This is a genomic window from Flavobacterium cheongpyeongense, assembly GCF_003202435.1.
GTDB lineage: Bacteria > Bacteroidota > Bacteroidia > Flavobacteriales > Flavobacteriaceae > Flavobacterium > Flavobacterium cheongpyeongense.
The window spans coordinates 59,364-78,900 of the sequence record NZ_QJHK01000009.1 but is presented as its reverse complement, the minus strand read 5'-3'; the positions used below and the strand labels follow the sequence as shown (position 1 = coordinate 78,900).

General features: G+C 36.0%; 17 protein-coding genes. 15 read left to right on the top strand and 2 right to left on the bottom strand.

The window, feature by feature from the left end; all coding sequences use genetic code 11:
* The first annotated feature begins 7 nt into the window (after positions 1-7).
* Complete coding sequence (locus DMB65_RS22415) at positions 8-544, top strand: hypothetical protein (protein WP_230470653.1); 537 nt, start codon at positions 8-10, stop codon at positions 542-544.
* Positions 545-628: 84 nt separating this feature from the next.
* Here the strand turns inward: DMB65_RS22415 and DMB65_RS11735 are convergent, their stop codons facing one another.
* Positions 629-805 carry a histone H1 gene (locus DMB65_RS11735; RefSeq protein WP_041516026.1) on the bottom strand — a complete coding sequence of 59 codons (177 nt, stop codon included), beginning with the start codon at positions 803-805 and terminating at the stop codon, positions 629-631.
* 124 nt (positions 806-929) lie between these two features.
* Complete coding sequence (locus tag DMB65_RS11730) at positions 930-2,618, bottom strand: AraC family transcriptional regulator (protein WP_110306839.1); 1,689 nt, start codon at positions 2,616-2,618, stop codon at positions 930-932.
* 372 nt (positions 2,619-2,990) lie between these two features.
* On the opposite strand from DMB65_RS11730, the gene DMB65_RS11725 reads away from it, so the two are divergent.
* The 14 genes from DMB65_RS11725 (at position 2,991) to traJ (ending at position 19,535) form a co-directional block, all read left to right on the top strand.
* On the top strand, positions 2,991-3,704 hold the full coding sequence (locus DMB65_RS11725) for a hypothetical protein (RefSeq protein WP_123955330.1): 714 nt from the start codon (positions 2,991-2,993) through the stop codon (positions 3,702-3,704).
* 294 nt (positions 3,705-3,998) lie between these two features.
* Positions 3,999-4,859 carry a helix-turn-helix domain-containing protein gene (locus tag DMB65_RS11720; protein ID WP_110306837.1) on the top strand — a complete coding sequence of 287 codons (861 nt, stop codon included), beginning with the start codon at positions 3,999-4,001 and terminating at the stop codon, positions 4,857-4,859.
* Positions 4,860-4,968: 109 nt separating this feature from the next.
* Positions 4,969-5,649, top strand: coding sequence for a hypothetical protein (locus DMB65_RS11715; protein ID WP_110306836.1), 681 nt, complete (start codon positions 4,969-4,971; stop codon positions 5,647-5,649).
* A gap of 30 nt (positions 5,650-5,679) precedes the next feature.
* Positions 5,680-6,228: a hypothetical protein gene (locus DMB65_RS11710; protein ID WP_110306835.1), complete on the top strand. Its 549-nt coding sequence runs from the start codon at positions 5,680-5,682 to the stop codon at positions 6,226-6,228.
* Positions 6,229-6,499: 271 nt separating this feature from the next.
* Positions 6,500-6,979, top strand: coding sequence for a hypothetical protein (locus DMB65_RS11705; RefSeq protein ID WP_110306834.1), 480 nt, complete (start codon positions 6,500-6,502; stop codon positions 6,977-6,979).
* Between the two features lie 137 nt (positions 6,980-7,116).
* Positions 7,117-7,461, top strand: coding sequence for a DUF4134 domain-containing protein (locus DMB65_RS11700; protein ID WP_110306833.1), 345 nt, complete (start codon positions 7,117-7,119; stop codon positions 7,459-7,461).
* A gap of 11 nt (positions 7,462-7,472) precedes the next feature.
* Complete coding sequence (locus tag DMB65_RS11695; protein WP_110306832.1) at positions 7,473-7,901, top strand: DUF1896 family protein; 429 nt, start codon at positions 7,473-7,475, stop codon at positions 7,899-7,901.
* Positions 7,902-7,936: 35 nt separating this feature from the next.
* Positions 7,937-13,504, top strand: coding sequence for a helicase-related protein (locus DMB65_RS11690; protein WP_110306831.1), 5,568 nt, complete (start codon positions 7,937-7,939; stop codon positions 13,502-13,504).
* Positions 13,505-13,514: 10 nt separating this feature from the next.
* Positions 13,515-13,832: a DUF4133 domain-containing protein gene (locus DMB65_RS11685; RefSeq protein ID WP_110306830.1), complete on the top strand. Its 318-nt coding sequence runs from the start codon at positions 13,515-13,517 to the stop codon at positions 13,830-13,832.
* A gap of 39 nt (positions 13,833-13,871) precedes the next feature.
* Entirely contained in the window at positions 13,872-16,334 is a 2,463-nt protein-coding gene (locus tag DMB65_RS11680; RefSeq protein WP_110306916.1) for a TraG family conjugative transposon ATPase, read from the top strand.
* A gap of 28 nt (positions 16,335-16,362) precedes the next feature.
* The gene (locus DMB65_RS11675; RefSeq protein WP_110306829.1) at positions 16,363-17,049 is read left to right on the top strand and encodes a conjugal transfer protein TraI; all 687 of its coding nucleotides are present in this window, start codon (positions 16,363-16,365) and stop codon (positions 17,047-17,049) included.
* Positions 17,050-17,064: 15 nt separating this feature from the next.
* Positions 17,065-17,694, top strand: coding sequence for a hypothetical protein (locus tag DMB65_RS11670; RefSeq protein ID WP_110306828.1), 630 nt, complete (start codon positions 17,065-17,067; stop codon positions 17,692-17,694).
* Positions 17,691-18,326 carry a TerB family tellurite resistance protein gene (locus DMB65_RS11665; protein ID WP_110306827.1) on the top strand — a complete coding sequence of 212 codons (636 nt, stop codon included), beginning with the start codon at positions 17,691-17,693 and terminating at the stop codon, positions 18,324-18,326. Before DMB65_RS11670 ends, DMB65_RS11665 begins: the two co-directional genes overlap by 4 nt.
* A gap of 12 nt (positions 18,327-18,338) precedes the next feature.
* A complete protein-coding gene (gene traJ, locus DMB65_RS11660) occupies positions 18,339-19,535 on the top strand; it encodes a conjugative transposon protein TraJ (RefSeq protein WP_110306826.1) in 1,197 nt (398 codons plus the stop codon).
* Positions 19,536-19,537: the final 2 nt, after the last annotated feature.

Below are 19,537 nucleotides of genomic sequence, written 5' to 3'. Positions count from 1 at the left end.
AAAATATATGGAAAGAGAAACTACTAAAAAAAAGAAATCTAACTTATCATGGATATTTTTAAAGCCAGTTGCATTTGTATTTTGCATATCAATTGTTAATGGAAATTTAGCAGCATACTATAAAAAGCACTTTTCCAATACTTTTGACGGTAACCAAAGTGCTGAAAAAAAATCTCGTCAAGGACTACATGAAACCTCGTATACTAACTCAAAGAGACTTTTTGATCAAAATAACTATTCCAATAAAGAGAATCCTAATAACAATGCTTACTGGAGAAGTAGAGGCTATATAACACGTCCAGAGAATTGGCGAGAACTTATTGAAGAAGAAATCGCTCAAACACAAGATGATTTAGATAATCGCTCAAATCAATTAAATCCCAATAATGATTCATACTGGAAAAGTAGGGGCTACAGCGAAAGACCAGACAATTGGGAACATGAAACGAATAATTCTTCAAATGCTGAAATGGATAATCATGCAAATCAGATGAATCCAAATAATGAAGCTTATTCCTCTAGCAGAGGTGGAGGAAAAAATTAATGGTTAGCAAAGAATGTCTTTAAAAGGTTATATTTTTATTGAGGCTGCTTTTTAAAAAGACAGCCCCGATAAGCAAGAATGAATTTATTTTTTAGATTCTTCGATAGAAACTTTTCTAAACTCTTTTAAAAGTTTTTCAATTTCTAAAGTTGATTTACGAGCTCTAGCTCCTGCTGCTTTAACACCTTTATCAATTAATGATTCAGATTCTGTTTTAAATGTTTCGATTTCGGCGTTTATTTTTGCTACTAAATCTTTCATGATATATTTTTATTAAATTAAGCCAGCAAAAGTAAAATTTTGCTCGTTGTATAGCAACTTTGCTGCAAAAATTATAACGCTTTTAATTTATAAATAGTATAGAAAACATTTTCTGAGTTATTTATTAAAGGATCTTGTTCTCTTGAGAAATCTTATTTAGTTCTTCAATAAAATAAGACGTTGGACATCCGGCTTCTGCAAAAAAAGCCTGAGTAAATGTTTTAGTACTGCTAAAGCCAACTTCTTCAGCCAATGCACTATTAGAATATTTCCTTATTTTACTATCTTCTTTTAATAACTTTATTAGATAATTGATTTTAAGATCAGCGATGTATTTCACAAATTTCTTTCCTCTGTATTGATAAATTATCTGTGATAAATATTTTGGATTGGAATTGAAAATAGCGGCAAGCTTTGCGGAAGTCAGGTCTTTTACTAGAAATTTTTTATCCTTTTCAAATTTTTCCAATTGCTTAAGTATATCTGCAATAGTATCTTTATTTATATTTCCAATTCCATTACTTACATTTTTGACTTCCACTTTAGAAACTGCCTCATTTTTTGCCATCAATTCCTCAAATTTTTGCCTATAAACATTCTTATTCCTGATATGCCTGTAAGCAATGAATGATACGATTAAAAATAATACTAGTACGATACCAGTAAAAATAAAATCGTTATACTTCCTCTTATTAAACAATTCTTCAATATCCTGCTTATCTTTTAGTAATACTTTCGTGTCATACACTTTGCGAACTCTGCCGGAAAGATAGATGAACTTGTTGTCTAATATACTGTCTGCCTTTAGTAGCTTATCCGTATAATAGAGCTGTTTATGAAGATCTTTTTTAGATTTATAATACTTTAATAGTAACTCGTAGTTCTGCCGTAAATCCGGACGTATATATCCCTTATCATCAAAAATCTTATCAACTTTAAAAAAATATGGCAAAGCCATTTCAGGTTTGTGAAGATTCCAATAGCTTTTACCAATATAAAAATATCCGACAGACTCATTGCCAAAATCTTTATTTTTATTTATAAATGGAATTGAATAATTAATTTTTTTTATAGCTTCTGCATAGTTGTTTTTAAAGTACTGATTGATGCCTTCTGAATGAATAAAATAATTTTGCATTTCAGCATTTGACATTCTTATCCCTTCTTCAATTCCTTTTTTATTTATTTCAGAACATAATCCATAATTACCAATCCTATTATGGCACAAACCGAGTAAATGCAATGAATTTAAGTATGCTCTTGTATTTTTCTCTTTAAAATAATCAATACACTCAGTAAACAAAGAAATTGCCTCGTCATAAAACCCTAGAAAATATTTTATAATGGCAATATTATATTTAACCTTATACACTAAGTACTTATCATTGGTTTTGGAAATAAAATTATCAGCTATGAGGTAATTATCCAGTGCATTTTTGTGCTCTTTTCTGGCATAGTAAACAATTCCCTTTGAAAGATAAGCTGAGCCGATAAGAGCATTATTATTGGCTTTTTTGGCAGTGTAAATCATACTGTCTGCATATATCAATTTCGATTTTTCAGGTGCATAGAATAAATAATTTTTATATCCATTTACAATTTCCTCGAAATTTTTATCCTTTTTTGCCTTGTTCAAAAAGTACTTAAGATAGTATGCCTGGTTTACTTTATTCTCAGCTGTGGCTTCTATACGTTCAAAAAGATAATCATAACTTTTTCTTTTAAGCGTATCGAAAATTTCCGATTCCATTTCCTGCGCATACAATTGATTTCCAAAGCAAAGAATTACTAATAATATATAATTTTTAATCATAAGTTAAATTAAAAAATGAGACATTATTTGATGTGAAAATGCATTTTTATCAGCGAAAAATACTATTGGGTAAATATAATATTGTGTTTTGCTTAAAACAGCATTAAGTATAACGTAATCTATTGATAATTAGTGTGTTTTTAGTAAAAAAAGGTGTGTCGATTTTCGGAAAATCGATAGCCTAAATTCGGAAAACCCATATACAACGTTTTGCAAATCAAAAAATCTACTTCTAGATTTGTCTTGAATTCAATAGCAAAAAACATTTGGCATCGTGCCGGATTAAAGTTCTGCTAACCCGGGTGAAATGAACTGACTGAAAAAAAACAGTCTTTACATTTAACACTTTTAATTATGAAAAATCTTTTATTATTGCTAGTTGTATTAGCATCACTACTTGTTTCTTGTACCAGTGAGAGTATTGATAATACTAAAATTTTAGATGATGGTCTTATTGAAAATAAATCTAAAAAAACAGCAAAGCTACTTCAGACCCTAAGTCCTGAAAATCCAGCTAATGAATATGACATAGCAGGTAAAGTACATAATGACATCCTTGATGTTTACTTGTCTGGAAATTATACTTTCAATACGATTGCTCAAATCAGCCAAAAAGTAGATTCTATCTCGGTTCTGAATAACGATCTATTAAATATGGCAACAAGTCTTCCCTGCAACTTTCAGGAAATTCAAGAAATTGTCGATGATCCTCAAATAAAATTAGAGCAGGCGATTGCAAATTCCTCAATGACTACTGCCGCTAAAATTTCTCTTTCCAATTTTATGGATTCCATACTGTTATGGGAAACTAATGAATATGCTATCATTCACCAATCCATAATCTCATTCGAGGCGTCCGTTATATCCAACACACAGTTTAGCAATGAGGACAAGAGGATCATTCTCACGACTTCCTCTATAGCAAGATATTCATCGTATTATGCTAAAGAACGTAAAGATAAGGATTGGGAAACTTCTGTTGGAAATCGTGTTGGAGCGGTACAAGGTGCAGTAGCAAATTCTTCAACTGCGATTAATAAATCAATAGTGACAGGACTCATAATTCAAAATCTCCAAACAGAATAGTTATGTATATAACTGAGTCGATTGAAAAACAATTGCAATATGTCTATTGCGTGTTTTTGATTCTTTTCAATATTGTGAGCCTTTATTTCATCATAGATCTATTATCCTATGATGAAATAATAGGCTATTTAACCGACGGCGGGATAAAAACTGATTCTCCCAGAAAATTGGCATATCTATTTTTTGTAAACGGCATTTCAAATTTATTGTTCGTTTGCGTTTCATTGATGGCCAGATTATTCGATAAGTAATACTTACTAGAACAATTAAATTAAACATTTTAAAGCGCTTATTTTGGCATTTCTAAAATCAAAATATAACCCATCAGGCTTGCAAGTCTACATCTTTGAAACGTTCTCCTCCAGAATTGCTTTTAAAGAATCAATTATATTGAATCGATTTACCGTTTTGATTATAAATTCTGGAGCAGTATGCCTGTTAATTAACAGTAAAAAGATTCATTTATTTATCAATGAACTAATCGTTATTCCAAAAAAGTCTATCTGTGAAGTTTTGATAATGACCAATCAATTGCAAATATGCCAGCTTTCATTCTCATCAGAGTTTGCTTTTGCTAATAGTATAAGATGGCCGCACATAGGATATTTTGAATTTTTTGTTGCAAAAAATACTTCCAAGATTTTTCTCAAAAATAAAGAAATTGGATTACTTGTAGATCTACTTAAATTAATCAATAGTAAGGTCAGAAGTTCAAATAAGAATATTTTGAAAAAGGAAACATTGGTTTTGAGTTTTAATCTTTTCCTTTATGAACTTGCTGTAATATATTATCGGTCATCTTGGTATGATAATGTAAAACATACTGGAAATGAAAAAATAGTTATCCATTTTTTTAGGTTATTAGAACTAAACTGCCGAAAAGAACACAGTGTGAAATTCTATTCAAATATCCTAAATGTTACTGCAGGGCATCTTACTAAAACTGTCAAACAGGTTACGGAGATCACAGCAAAACAATGTATAGAAAATGCAATTATTCTGGAGGCCAAAATCCTGCTTCAAAATAATGATTTAACCATTTTATATATTTCAGAAGAACTGAAATTTGCCAATACTTCTTTTTTTAGTACTTTTTTTAAGAAGCATACTTCCCTGTCTCCTTCCGAATACCGTTTACGATTAAATTCTAATTAAATATTAACAACACATGTTTTGACTGGGTTAAGAATGTTCTATAAGCATTGATTTAGAGTACTGTCGATTATAAGTCGAGAGAAATATTTACTAAATAAAAGTAAAAGAAATGACTCAAACCTATCTTTTAGAATGGATGGACTTAACGGTGACTTCAACCCTTAATCCCAGCAAAACCGATCTTACTATGATTTCTCCAATTCAATCAAGAGAGATTATTGAAAAAGCGAATGAACAAACATTTTTTATTCAGTCACAGTTTACTATACAGGTTTTTTCACTTACTAAGGAGAAACAGATAAAAATTTTAGTTGGAAATTATTATTCCACATTACTATTTCTTTTAGATAAAATCACAGATATAAATAATAGTAATGATTTACACAGAGATAGTCTAAAAGAAGTAACAACTACTTTAATATCCTGTTTGAATGAATTAATAATTTTTATAGAATCAAGATTTGCAAACTATTTAACGGCCCCTTTTCAAATTGTTGAAAGGAAAACAACTAGTCCTATAGTAATGAATGGCTTTTCTGGTAAAGTTTTATGTAAACTTTCAACCGATCAAACAGCCTTAATATTAAGGGCATCCGATGAATTAAAAATTCTTATTTCAAAATCAATGAATCATTTATTTAAAACAATTGTTCCTTTTTTATCCACTCCAAACAAAGCAGATCTTTCATACAATGCCATGCGGAGCAAGGCTTATGTTTTTGAAGAAAGGGATAAGCAAATAGCAATTGAAACATTGGAACGCATGATCAAACAGATCAAAGAATATTAATCAAATACTACTAATTTAAAATTTAAAAACATGAAAAAGCTATCTTATATTTTAACTACAGTGATTTTAATAATCACAGGCTGTCAGCCTAAAAAGCTGGATGAAAAATTGGCTACTAACCTTATTCTGGAAAAAAATCATTACCCTGCTATTGTACACCATGATATTTTCTGCGGTGATCCGACGCATGCTTATACCATTTTTAAATCAGGACTCGTAGAAAAAGGATTTGTAAAAGTACTTCAAAGTAAGAAGTTTGGTGATACAACGGCTTTCGTGAGTTTTACTCCTGCAGCAAAACCGTACTTACTACATACACCAGCAGATGACAAAATAAGTAAAATACAGCGCGTAAAAGTAGCTGATGAAGAATTTGGAGCAATCAAAGAAATAAGGATGATGAGTTCCGGTAATAAAGCAATTGTTGAATATACTACAATTCGAAGAAAGAATGTTTTTGCTGTTGCCATTAAAAATGGATTGAAAGATACACTTAATCATAAAGTCTATTTTATACGAAACGATGATGGCTGGCAGTTGTTGGATAAAAGGTCGGAAATTGAATTTTTATCTTATTAGAATAGGATTAACGATTCAAAAATAATCTATTTCATCATCAATTTGGCCTCCCCACTCGGGAGGCTTTTATTTTTCTTCCATTTTTTTTAATTTTTTATTCTTGATTTTACTGGGGGTTCAATGGGGTACAACTGGGGTACAACAAAAAGTTGTACTTGTATCAGTTTTATCTCTATCGTTTCTTTGCCTTGTAAATGATGAAGAACCTGGTTTGGAATTATCCATTTGCCGGGATTGTGAGAACTAATGTAGAACGATAAAATTATGAGGTATGTTTACAAACATTTCATGGGGTAATTACATGGTTGTAGTTATTCTGCTATTGGCAAGCTGGTATTTATTTGTTGGATTTCGATTTTATTTTGATGACCTCAAAGAAGTCATATCAGGAAAGCGGAAACTTCAATTCCGTGGATTTGAAAATCCAAATTACCAAGATATTGAACCCGAATTAAAGGATCAGGATTCTCCTGAACTGATTTCAAACCAAACTTCCTTCGGAGAGTTTGACACTACCTTTCAGGACGTTGATACTTTGGTGGCACGATTAAAAAGTTTTATAGCAGATGCAGCAAAGAAAAAATTAGTCAAAAAAGAATTTACCTATTATCTGCAGCTTATCCTAAGAGAATTTCCTTCTGTGAAAAATTCCGCTTTTAATTCTTCAGTAAGTGAGTTGATAGTTTCAGAATGTGACAAACTCGAATCAATTACTTTAACCCAGAAGGAAGCAGAAGCTCTTTGGGAATAAACTCTAAAACAATTTAACGGAGGAATTGCCCCTGTCCATCCCGGCGCAGTATGGCAGATGTAACAGGAAAGTGGAACTGCGGCAGCGGCTACACCTCCGTTTTTTTCTGAATTTTTAAACTTTAAAAATAATGTGTGATGAAAAAATGGAACAGGAATTTTAAAAAGTTTATTGAGCAAAAAACAAATAGTATCTGTATGCTTCTGATACAAATCCTTTTTGTGATCAGTTATGAAACCTACGCCCAAGATGGTCTGGCAGGAATCAATGAAGCCAACCAACAAGTACGAAGTTACTTTGATGCAGGAACGGAACTGATGTATGCCGTAGGAGCACTATTGGGACTCATCGGTGCTGTGAAAGTATATCAAAAATGGAACGCAGGTGATCCCGATACTGGAAAAGTAGCGGCAGCTTGGTTTGGAAGCTGTGTTTTTCTGGTAGTAGTAGCTACCGTAATCAAATCCTTCTTTGGGATTTAAAACAAATCGTTATGGAAGATTTACTCAAAGAAAAGTTATGGTTTTACATTATCCATAACAATCCCGATTTGATGTTTACACTACAGGAAGATTATAGTGTATTGGATTATCTCAATGAGAAAATAAGTAGTGTAAAACCCATATTGGACGATATGTTATCTGATGATACACCTCAATATATCATCGAAGAAATCTGTCTCAATGTACTTACCGAAGATCTTAAACCTTCCCGGTTTTTATATATCCGCTCCCTGCTTTCAGATGAGTTTGAGAAAACCTATGCCGCTTTTCAGGAGTCAGGTATCCTAACCTATGAGGTAATCAACCTTATCGAAAGCTGCAGGCCCATTTTTGAAACCATTGGTTTTACTAAAGAAAATGAAGAAGATCCTAATTTGAGAAATGCCCTTATTGGTCAGATTGCTGACTATTTGAATTGAGCTATTTATAGCATGTAGTATGAAAAGGAGTAATTATGGCTTACAATCTATCCCAAAAACTAAGTGCCAATATCCAGGCGATTACCATTGCAATGCACTGGCAGCAAGGTGATGCTTTATCAGCAGAAGCAGTTGACGCGCTTAAGGCATATGCCGGATTTGGCGGTATCAAGGCTGTATTATATCATGGTACTACTGAAGACTGGACAAAATCCGGCGCAACTAAAGAAGATCTGAAGCTGTATCCTGAAATGACACGATTGCACACAATACTGCAGGAACACTATTCTGAAAAAGATTATAATTCAGTTATTTCTTCACTTCGTAATAGTGTCCTTACCGCATTTTATACACCGGAAATAGTACCGAGCACTTTGTACACTGCTTTGGAAGAACAAGGTATTAATCCTAAAAGATTATACGAGCCATCAGCAGGATCAGGCATTTTTATGACTGAAGCAGACAGAGCATTTTCAAGTTTGGAACAAATTACTGCTGTGGAAAAAGACCGATTGAGCGGACTGGTGCTTTCAGTATTAAGTAGTACACTTTCGACCCAAAATACCACACATGTAATAGGACTCGAAGAAGCTCCAACAAATGATAACGGCAGTTATGATCTTGTGGTCAGCAATATTCCTTTTGGTAATTTTTCTGTTTATGACCAAGCCTATCCCGATAAAGCGATTTCGGGGAAAATTCACAATTACTTCTTTGCAAAAGGATTGGACAAACTGGCTGATGGCGGTCTTATGGCTTATATTACAACAGACGGTTTTTTAAACAGTCCTTCCAATCAGAGTGTACGAGCATATCTTTTTCAAAAAGCAGATTTTGTGAGTGTCGCAGTTATGCCTGACAACCTAATGAAAGAAACAGGAAACACCGATGCTCCAAATCATTTGCTTATCGTCCAAAAAAATGGAAACAAAGAAAGGCTGTCTGACAATGAAAATGAGCTGCTGCAAACCGTTGAACTCGAAAATGAATTTGGAAAATACAGTATTAATAAATATCTGCACAATAGAGAAGAGCTCATAATTGGGAATGAAATACAAGCCGGTAAAAACCAATACGGACAGGCGCACCAAAGCGTGAGACAAAACGGTGATATTAATTCTATTGGAAACCGTCTTAGAGAAAATATTACCAAGGGATTAAAAGAAAACTTTGTCCCCGAACGCTTTGAGCAGGCTCAAAAAACGGAGATAATTCAGCCTGCTGAAACAATGGGACAAAAATTCACTTATTTACCCATGCCAGAGAGTAAAGCAAGCGGTATTTCAGTCCAGCTTGGCTTGTTTGATACTGTGCCTGCAGAGAATATCAACCGTGCTATGGATTACCTCAATCCTCTTGATGAAACTGTAGTGGATAAAAAAACAGCACGAATACTCAGTACCATACGCACAAATGATAATCCCTCACATGAAAATGTGGTGCTTATCACTGCTAAACAAATTAAGACTAATCGATACCTGTATAAATTATATTCCAATGTAAAAGAAATCAATGGCTTTTCAGCCAATTGGATGAATGGCGGATTACTGCCACATGAATTATTGGCTTTATCCAATACCCTTCAATACTATGATCACAAATATATTTATGAAGGAGATAAAACCCTTGAACCTGCTTTTAACCTTGAAAAACGACTTTATGAAGAAGTTGCTTCATTGAAATCTTTTTATACAGAAGGCACTCTGGTTAGAGTTGGAGAATCTGTTGGAATTATCAGTGATATCAATGAGCAGCACAAACAAGCCTTTTTCCAACCATTAGTATCACAAGGCAATCTGAAATTCTATAATTCCTATATTGCTATTCGGGATCATTATCTGGAATTGTTTGAGAAAGAGCAATCAGATAAAGCTGGCAGTGAACAGGTTCGGAAAAATCTAGATGAGCAGTATACCAAATTTGTTTCCCACTATGGTATTTTGAACAGTACTGAGAATCGCAGGTTAATCATGCAGGATTCCGCTTTCGGTTTCACCATTCTTTCTTCATTGGAACGCAAAGAAGGCGAACGTTATGTGAAGTCGGATATTTTAATAGAATCTGTAGTAAAACAGCAAGAGCGCTATTATACAGATGATCCTTTTGAAGCGCTGGCCCGAAGTCTGAATGAAAAAGGAGCTGTTGACTTAGGATTTATAACTGCTGCAACAGGACTTGAACAAAATGAGGTTATAGAACGTCTGAACCATCATATCTATTTGAATCCTACAGATCAGAATTGGGAAACTTCAGACCTCTATTTAAGCGGCAATGTTGTAGAAAAGTTACAACAGGCTAAACAGGCTGTGCAGCTATACCCTGAAAACACACAATACTACAAAGGATTGCAGGCACTGGAAAAAGTACAGCCCGAGCGTATCCCTTTTGAATTACTCGATTTCAATCTTGGCGAGCGATGGATTCCCAACCGATACTATGAAAGTTTTGCCGGAAAATTATTTGACCAGCCAACTGAAATTAATTATTTCCCATCACTAGATACCTTTAAAGTAAGTACAGGACACAATACCAAAATAGACAGAGAATTTTCGGTAACTCCAAAAAGTGGCAGAACAACTTATGGATACACCATATTGGAGCATGCGCTCGAAAATACGGCTCCCTTTTTTACCTATGAAGTTGAGGGAGCAGGTGGCAAACCCATCCGACTGCCCGATAATGAAGCTATACAGCTTGCCCATCAAAAAATTGAAAATATCCGTAATGGTTTTATTGAGTGGCTGCAGGAATTGCCAATAAATGACAAAAATGAATTGGAAAATCTCTATAACAATACGTTTAATTGTTACGTATTGCGAGAATATAATGGAAGTCATCTGAGCTTTCCGGGTTTGGATAAAAAAGCCCTGGAGATTGAAGACTTGTACAGTTCTCAGAAAAATGCGGCATGGCGTATCATTCAGAACCGTGGCGCTTTAATCGATCATGAGGTTGGGCTTGGAAAGACATTAACCATGATTGTGGCTGCCAATGAAATGAAACGATTAGGAATTATTCATAAGCCTGCAATACTGGCATTGAATGCGAATGTAAATCAAATTGCTGCAACCTATAGAAAGGCTTATCCCAATGCCCGGATTTTAGCACCTGGTGAAAATGATTTTATCCCAGCCAAAAGAATGAGACTCTTCCATGAGATTAAAAATAATAATTGGGACTGTATCATTTTAACACACGATCAGTTTGGTAAAATTCCGCAGTCACCCGAAATACAAAAAGAGATATTACAAAATGAGCTGGATAATATAGAACGGGACCTTGATACGGCCAGAGATTTGGGAGGCGATATCTCCAAGAAAATATTAAAAGGTCTTGAAATACGAAAAAATAATCTGGATGGCAGACTAAAAACACTGCTGAAAGATATAGAAGATAAAAAGGACAGCGGCATCAACTTTAAAGAAATGGGGATTGATCATTTGTTTGTAGATGAATCTCACAAATTCAAAAACCTGACTTTCACTACCCGTCATGACCGTGTTGCCGGAATTGGAAATATGCAGGGAAGCCAAAAGGCGCTTAATATGTTATTTGCGGTACGCACGCTTCAGGAAAAATTCGATTCGGATCTGTGTGTGACCTTTCTTTCCGGTACTCCTATTTCAAACAGTCTGACAGAAATGTACCTGCTTTTTAAATACCTGCGCCCTAAAGAAATGGAACGGCAACGTATTGAAAACTTTGACGGATGGGCAGCTGTTTTTGCCAGAAAAACAACTGATTTTGAATTTTCGGTCACCAATGAGATTATTGCCAAGGAGCGTTTTCGCCATTTTATTAAAGTTCCGGAACTGGCGCTGTTCTATAATGAGATTACCGATTACAAAACAGCCAAACATATTGATCTGGACAAACCTGAAATTGAAGAGCGACTTATCAATGTCAGCCCGACACCTGAACAAACCGAGTTTATTACCCAGCTCATGCAGTTTGCCAAAACAGGTAATGCGACACTTATTGGCAGGGCACCTCTTACCTCGCAGGAAGACAAAGGCAGGATGCTAATCGCTACTAATTACGCTAAAAAAATGGCTGCCGATATGAGGCTGATAAATGAAAGATATGGTGATCACCCGAATAATAAGGTCAATACATGCGCCAGAAATGTGGCTGAAATTTATCAGGGTTCCATGGAGCATAAAGGCACTCAGATTGTTTTTTCGGATATCGGGACACCCAAGCCGGATGACTTTAATATGTACGATGCTCTTAAAGAAAAATTGGTAAGGGATTTTAATATCCCAGCTCATGAGATTACCTATATACACGATTGGACCGATAAGAAGAAACCAGAGTTATTTTCTAAAATGAATACAGGTGAGATACGTATTCTTTTGGGCAGTACAGAAAAAGCAGGCACCGGACTTAATGTGCAGAAGCGTGTTGTGGCGATGCATCATATGGATATTCCCTGGAGACCATCAGATCTGGGACAACGCAACGGCCGAGGCAGCAGACAAGGTAATGAAGTCGCCAAACAGCATTATGGGAATAAAGTAAAAAATTTCATCTATGCCACAGAGCAATCCCTGGACAATTACAAATTCAACCTTTTGAAGAACAAACAGACTTTTATCAGTCAGATGAAAAACTGTGAACTTAATGTGAGGACTATTGATGAGGGAGCCATGGATGAGCAAAGTGGAATGAACTTTTCAGAATATATCGCAGTATTATCAGGTGATACTTCATTACTGGAAAAATCAAAATTGGAGAAAAAAGTAACGGTAATGGAAAGCCTTAAAAAAGCACATTACAAGGAAATTTCCAGAACTAAATATCAGGTTGAATACCTAATGGAGGAAAAAGGAATCACCACTAGAACACTGGACAAACTAACTGCCGATCACAGCTTTTACAAAAACAATCTGAAGTATGAGCCTGATGGTTCCAAAGCGAATCCTATAGAGTTGTATGACTGCAAGACAGCAGATCCAGAAAGTATCGGCAAAGAAATTATCCTGCTCTATAAAAACTGGAAACCTCCAGAAGGAGAAAACCAGGCCAAACAAATTGGGAAGTTATATGATTTTGGACTCTATATAAAAAGAGAACGTGAAGCCTATCAAAATGATGGTTTGTACCAGTACCGTTACTCCAACAGCTTTTATGCACAACGCTTGGAGGATGGCATTAAATATACTTCCAATGGAGGAACTCCAAATGTGGACAATCCAAAATTGGCAGCCCGCCACTTTTTAAATGCCATTGATAAGGTGGAACATCTCAGGTCTAAATACCAAAAGTCCTTGAATGATATTGAAAATCAACTGCCGGAATTACAAAAATTAACCACAAGAGTATTTAGTCAGGAAGATGAGCTGCAAAAAATGAAAAGCGACCTCTTTAGTCTGGAAAGGGAAATAGCCCTGAAAATTCAGGAGAACCAATTGAAAGAAGCCAATCCGCAAGAGGCTAGTCTCAGTAATGAAACAAAACTAACGGATACAACTCCGGTAATTCAACTGCCAGTAAAAAGCAGTGAAGAATCACAGGGTTTCAAAGCGGCAGAAAGCAATAGTGATAAATGGCAGGAGCGCTCTTTTTCGGAGATGAGACGCAGCAGCAGGATGAAATTTTAAAATAAAGACCATGTCAAACAGTGTGTATCAAATCAACAAAGGAATTAACCAGAGCATAGAGTTTAAAGGGTTAAAGGCGCAGTATATCTGGTATTTGGGCGGCGGTGTAATTGTGCTTATGATACTGTTTGCCATTATGTATATAGCAGGCTTACCCTCAATTATCTGTATCGGAATTATTGGTGTTTCAGGAACATTGTGGGTTTTGAAAATATATAAAATGAGCCAACAATACGGTGAACATGGAATGATGAAAGCGCTCGCGAAACGACAGGTTCCCAAAGCTGTGAAATCGCAAAGCAGAAAAATTTTTATGATGACGAAGTAGAATTTGCTCAGTATTACCTGAGCGGTAAAAAAGAGGATGATGGAAAAGATGATAGATGATATTTTACCGATTATGGATGTAGAACATGATTGTATCCTGTCCAAACAAGGAGATGTTACAGTGGTATTCAAAGCGGAACTGCCAGAGATATTTACCTTGTCAGATCAGGAATACGAAGCATTCCATCAGGCGTGGCTCAAAGCCATAAAGTTATTGCCGAAATTTAGCGTATTCCATAAGCAGGACTGGTTTATAGACAGCAAGTTTGAACCCGATTTCACAAGCGAAGATTCGAGTTTTCTTACCCGAAGCAGTGAACGCTTTTTTAATGAACGTCCCTTTCTGGATCATTCCTGTTACATTTTCCTGACCAAAAAACCGGCAGGCAGAAAAACGTCAAGTTCCCTATTTTCAAATTTATTGAGAGCTTCTATTGTTCCTGAAGAAACATTAAAAGCACAATTGCGTCAGGAATTTATTGACAGTACCGGACAATTCAGACGCATACTGGAAGACAGTGGTTTTGTGAAACTCACCCGTCTTGGTAACGATGAACTCAGAAGCCATAGCAGAAAGATCGGTATCATTGAACAATATTGTTTTTTGTCTGAAAAACAAAACTCATTTGTTTTTAAAGACATTGCTTTTGATGATGGCCTGCAGGTAGGAGACAAACACTGCCAGATTTATACGTTGGGGGATGCAGCCGATCTGCCTGCCCTTTGCGGTTCGAGGATTAATTATGATAGGTATTCCACTGATAAAACCAAATTCAGTATTGGATTTGCCTCAACTCTTGGTCAATTACTTTCCTGTAACCACATTTATAATCAATATGTTTTCATAGAGGATTTCCAAAAAACTTTGCAAAAACTGGAAAGCAAAAGACTGCGATTACAATCCTTATCAGCCTACAGCAGGGAGAACCTTATTGCCCGTGATGCCACCAATGATTTTCTTAACGATGCTATCAGCCAACAGCGACTGCCTGTAAAAGCACATTTTAATGTGCTGATCTGGGCAGATAATAAAGAAGAACTCAAAGACCTGAAGAATAAAGTTTCTTCAGCATTAGCTCAGATGGATGCCGCTGCTAAACAAGAAACAGTAGGCGCAGCACAAATATTTTGGGCAGGAATTCCCGGGAATTCCGCAGATTTTCCAATGAATGACACTTTCGATACATTCACAGAACAAGCCACATGCTTCCTGAATCTGGAAACAGGCTATCGTTCTTCCCTTAGTCCAACTGGAATTCGATTAGGAGACCGTTTGACAGGAAAACCGGTTCATGTCGACATTAGCGACGAGCCTGTTAAAATGGGGATTTGTACCAATAGAAACAAATTCATACTAGGACCATCGGGAAGCGGAAAGTCCTTTTTTACCAACCATATGGTTAGAAGTTACTATGAGCAGGGAACCCATGTTGTACTTGTTGATGTTGGACACAGCTACAAGGGACTATGTGATATGGTCAAGGGCTACTACTTTACTTACGATGAAAAGAACCCAATTCGGTTTAATCCCTTTTATATCAGCGAAGGAGATTCTCTGGATACCGAGAAAAAAGAAAGTATTAAAACATTGCTCTTAGCACTCTGGAAAAAAGACAATGAAACATTCAATCGAAGTGAATATGTTGCACTGTCCAATGCGCTTCAATTGTATTATGAAAAGTTAGATAGCAATTGCGATTTGTTTCCCTGCTTTGACAGCTTTTATGAATTTCTAAAAAATGAGTTTGTATCCATATTAGAGGGTGACAAGGTAAAGGAAAAGGATTTTGATGTAAACAATTTTCTGTACGTACTGCGTCCTTACTACAAGGGAGGAGAATTTGATTACCTGCTCAACGCTACGGAGAATTTGGATCTGTTGAAAGAACGTTTTATTGTTTTTGAACTCGATAATATCAAAGACCATCCGATACTCTTTCCAGTGGTGACCATCATTATCATGGAAGTCTTTATCAGTAAAATGCGCAAGCTTAAAGGAGTCCGTAAAATGATCCTGATTGAAGAAGCCTGGAAAGCTATTGCCAAGGAAGGAATGGCAGAATATATTCGGTATTTATTCAAGACTGTTCGTAAATTCTTTGGAGAGGCTATAGTAGTCACACAGGAAGTAGAAGATATTATATCCTCTCCTGTTGTGAAGCAAGCTATTATCAATAACAGTGACTGCAAGATATTATTGGACCAAAGCAAGTATCAAAACAAATTCGAACAAATTCAGGAATTGCTTGGGCTTACCGAAAAGGAAAAAGCATTGGTATTATCTGTAAACAAAGCCAATGATCCTGATAAGAAATACAAAGAAGTATTTATCTCCCTTGGAGGTATGCAGTCTAAAGTATACCGTACCGAGGTATCCCTTGAGGAATATTACGCCTACACCACCGAAGAAACCGAAAAAGTAAAAGTACAGGCCTATGCTAAGAAATTTGATGGAGACATCAGAAAAGGCATTGCGGCACTTGCCAAAGACTTAAGAGCATAAAAAATATGAAAACTAAACAACAATACTTATGAAAACAAAAAAGAAAATCATGATTTGCCTGTTGTGCTGTTTACTGATTAGCACTCCGGCAAGACCGGCAACGGTTGCAGCAATACCGATTTTAGAAATCGTAAAAGCGGTTGCCAAAAAAGTAATTAAGGCTATTGACCTTAGGATCCAAAAACTGCAAAACAAAACGATCTGGCTGCAGAATGCGCAGAAAAAAATAGAAAATGTACTCTCCAAACTAAAGCTGGATGAGATTTCAGATTGGACCCAGAAACAAAAAGAACTCTACAAGAATTATTATGAGGAACTGGCAAAAGTTAAATCCATTATTACCTATTACCAGCGTATCAAAGATATCAGTGAAAAGCAGGTTCGTTTGGTAGATGAATACGAAAGAGCGTGGAACCTGTTTCAAAAGGATGCTCATTTTAAGGCCAGCGAACTCGATTACATGCAAAGTGTGTATTCGGGAATACTCGATGAAAGCCTGAAGAACATCGATCAGATTTTCCTTGTATTGGATTCTTTTACCACCCAGATGAGTGATGCCAAAAGACTGGAGATTATTAATGCTGCTGCAGATCAGATTGATGCTAATTATGATGATCTGACACTCTTCAACAGACAGAATATACTACTGAGCCTTCAAAGAGCCAAAACAGAGCATGATGTCAAATCCGTTAAACAATTTTACGGAATTCCGTAAACAACAAATAAAATCATGAAAAAGATATTTTTAGTAGTGCTTTTTACTGCACTGGCCACAGGGAATCTTCAGGCACAGGCAAAACAGCAAAGGATGCTTTTAGAGCAAATAGCAGCCCTGCAAGTCTATATCGGATATGCTCAAAAAGGCTATTCCGCAGTCAAAAAAGGACTCAATACCATAGGAGAGTTCAAACGTGGAGAATTTAATCTTCATACCGATTACCTGAATTCCCTAAAGACAGTCAATCCCAAAATAAAAAAGTATGCAAGGGTTACGGAAATTATAGGGCTCCAGACAAAAATCATGAAAAGCTACAAGAGCTTACATCAGCAAATCCGGCAGGATGATTTGCTTCATGGAGATGAAGTCGATTATATCAAAAGGGTCTTTGAAAGGGTAATCAAAAATTGTGATACCAATCTGGATGAGCTTCTAACAATCGTTACGGACGGAAATTTAGAAATGAAAGATGATGAACGAATGAAACGCATTGATATGATTTACCAGAATATGCTGGATAACTACGCTTTTTCTGAGAGCTTCAGTAATGAAACTAAAATCCTGGCTGTATCAAAAGCAACCGAATTGAAAGAAGCAAAAAACAGCCGTGTCCTGAACGGCATAAATACTGATTTGCCATGAAAAAATTACTGATTGTAGGAATTGTGTTTACCGGATTGCTATTTCCATCCCCGATAACCGCTCAAAAACAGGAAATCCAGCAATTGATTTTGAACATAGAGAAATTGGCCCAGTTCAAACAGATTTTAAAGGATATGAAAAAGGGCTATGAAATACTAAGTGGAGGCTATAATACTGTAAAAGATTTGTCTGAAGGAAATTTCAACCTTCATGAAACATTTCTTGATGCGCTCATGCAGGTTAGCCCCACAGTTAAGAATTACAGGCGTATAGGTGATATTGTGAATTATCAGGTGCTCTTGGTAAAAGAATACAAGTCCGCTTTTAGCCGCTTTAGGGACAGTAAAAATTTCAATGCTGAAGAAATTGCCTATTTCGAAAGGGTGTACGATAATCTTTTTAAGCAAAGTCTTAGAAATCTTGATGAACTGACGTCGGTGATTACCGCAAATAAAATGCGAATGTCGGATGATGAAAGGCTGGCCGCTATTGACAAAATATATGCAGATATGCAGGACAAACTTTTGTTCCTGAGAAACTTCAACAATAATACTGCTGTACTGGCTTTACAGCCTGCAAAAGAGCATAATGATACGCAGGCAATGCGCAGTATTTATAAGTTAAATAACTAAATATCCACTGTTATGATAAAGATAAATAAGCAAATAATACTTGTTCTTCCTGCAATGATATTGCCATTTACGATACAGGCACAAGGAATTGCAGACGACATGAACGGACTGCATAGTGTACTGGAACAATTGTATGATGAAATGATGCCCTTATGCAGTAATCTGATTGGCGTCGGACAGGGACTTGCCGGTTTTGCCGCTATGTGGTATATCGCCTCAAGAGTCTGGAGACATATTGCCAGTGCTGAACCCATCGACTTCTATCCACTCTTTCGTCCCTTTGTTATTGGATTTTGTATTATGATTTTTCCCTCTGTCCTCTATATGATTAATGGTGTCATGAAACCTACTGTTACAGCAACTGCTGCAATGGTGGAAGGATCTAATAAAGCGATTGAAAGACTGCTTAAAGAAAAAGAAGAAGCGCTCAAAGAAACAGATCCCTGGAAAATGTATGTGGGATCTACAGGAAGCGGAGACCAGGATAAATGGTACCGATATACCCATGATGATGCAGATCCAAGTGGTCAGGGAATGCTGGATGGTATTGGAAATGACATCAAATTTGCCATGAGCAAGGCCTCTTATAATTTCCGCAATTCAGTAAAAGAATGGATGAGCGAGGTACTGCGTGTATTATTTGAAGCTGCTTCCCTGTGCATCGATACACTGCGGACTTTTCAATTGGTGGTACTTTCTATTTTAGGTCCAATCGTTTTTGGCATTTCGGTCTTCGATGGTTTTCAACACACCCTTACCGTCTGGCTGGCACGTTACATCAATATCTATCTGTGGCTTCCCGTGGCTAACATATTTGGAAGCATCATCGGAAAAATTCAGGAGAATATGCTAAAGATTGATATTGCGCAAGCAGGAGAATATGGAGAGACTTTCTTTAGCAGGACTGATGTTGCCTATCTGGTCTTTATGATTATTGGAATTATAGGTTATTTCACTGTCCCTTCTGTTGCTAATTACATTGTTCATGCCGGAGGTGGCGGTGCACTGGGACAAAAAGTGACCAGTATGTTTAGTAATTCTACAACTTCCATTGTCAATACTACATCTCAAGGGACAACAATGGTAGCGGATGCTATGGGGAATGCTGCCGGTCGTATGTATCAAAGCATATCAGATTCCGGAAATTCTGCGCCTTACTTCAAGGACAAGGATAATTATATGGCTGATAAATTAAAAGGTAAATCTTAACC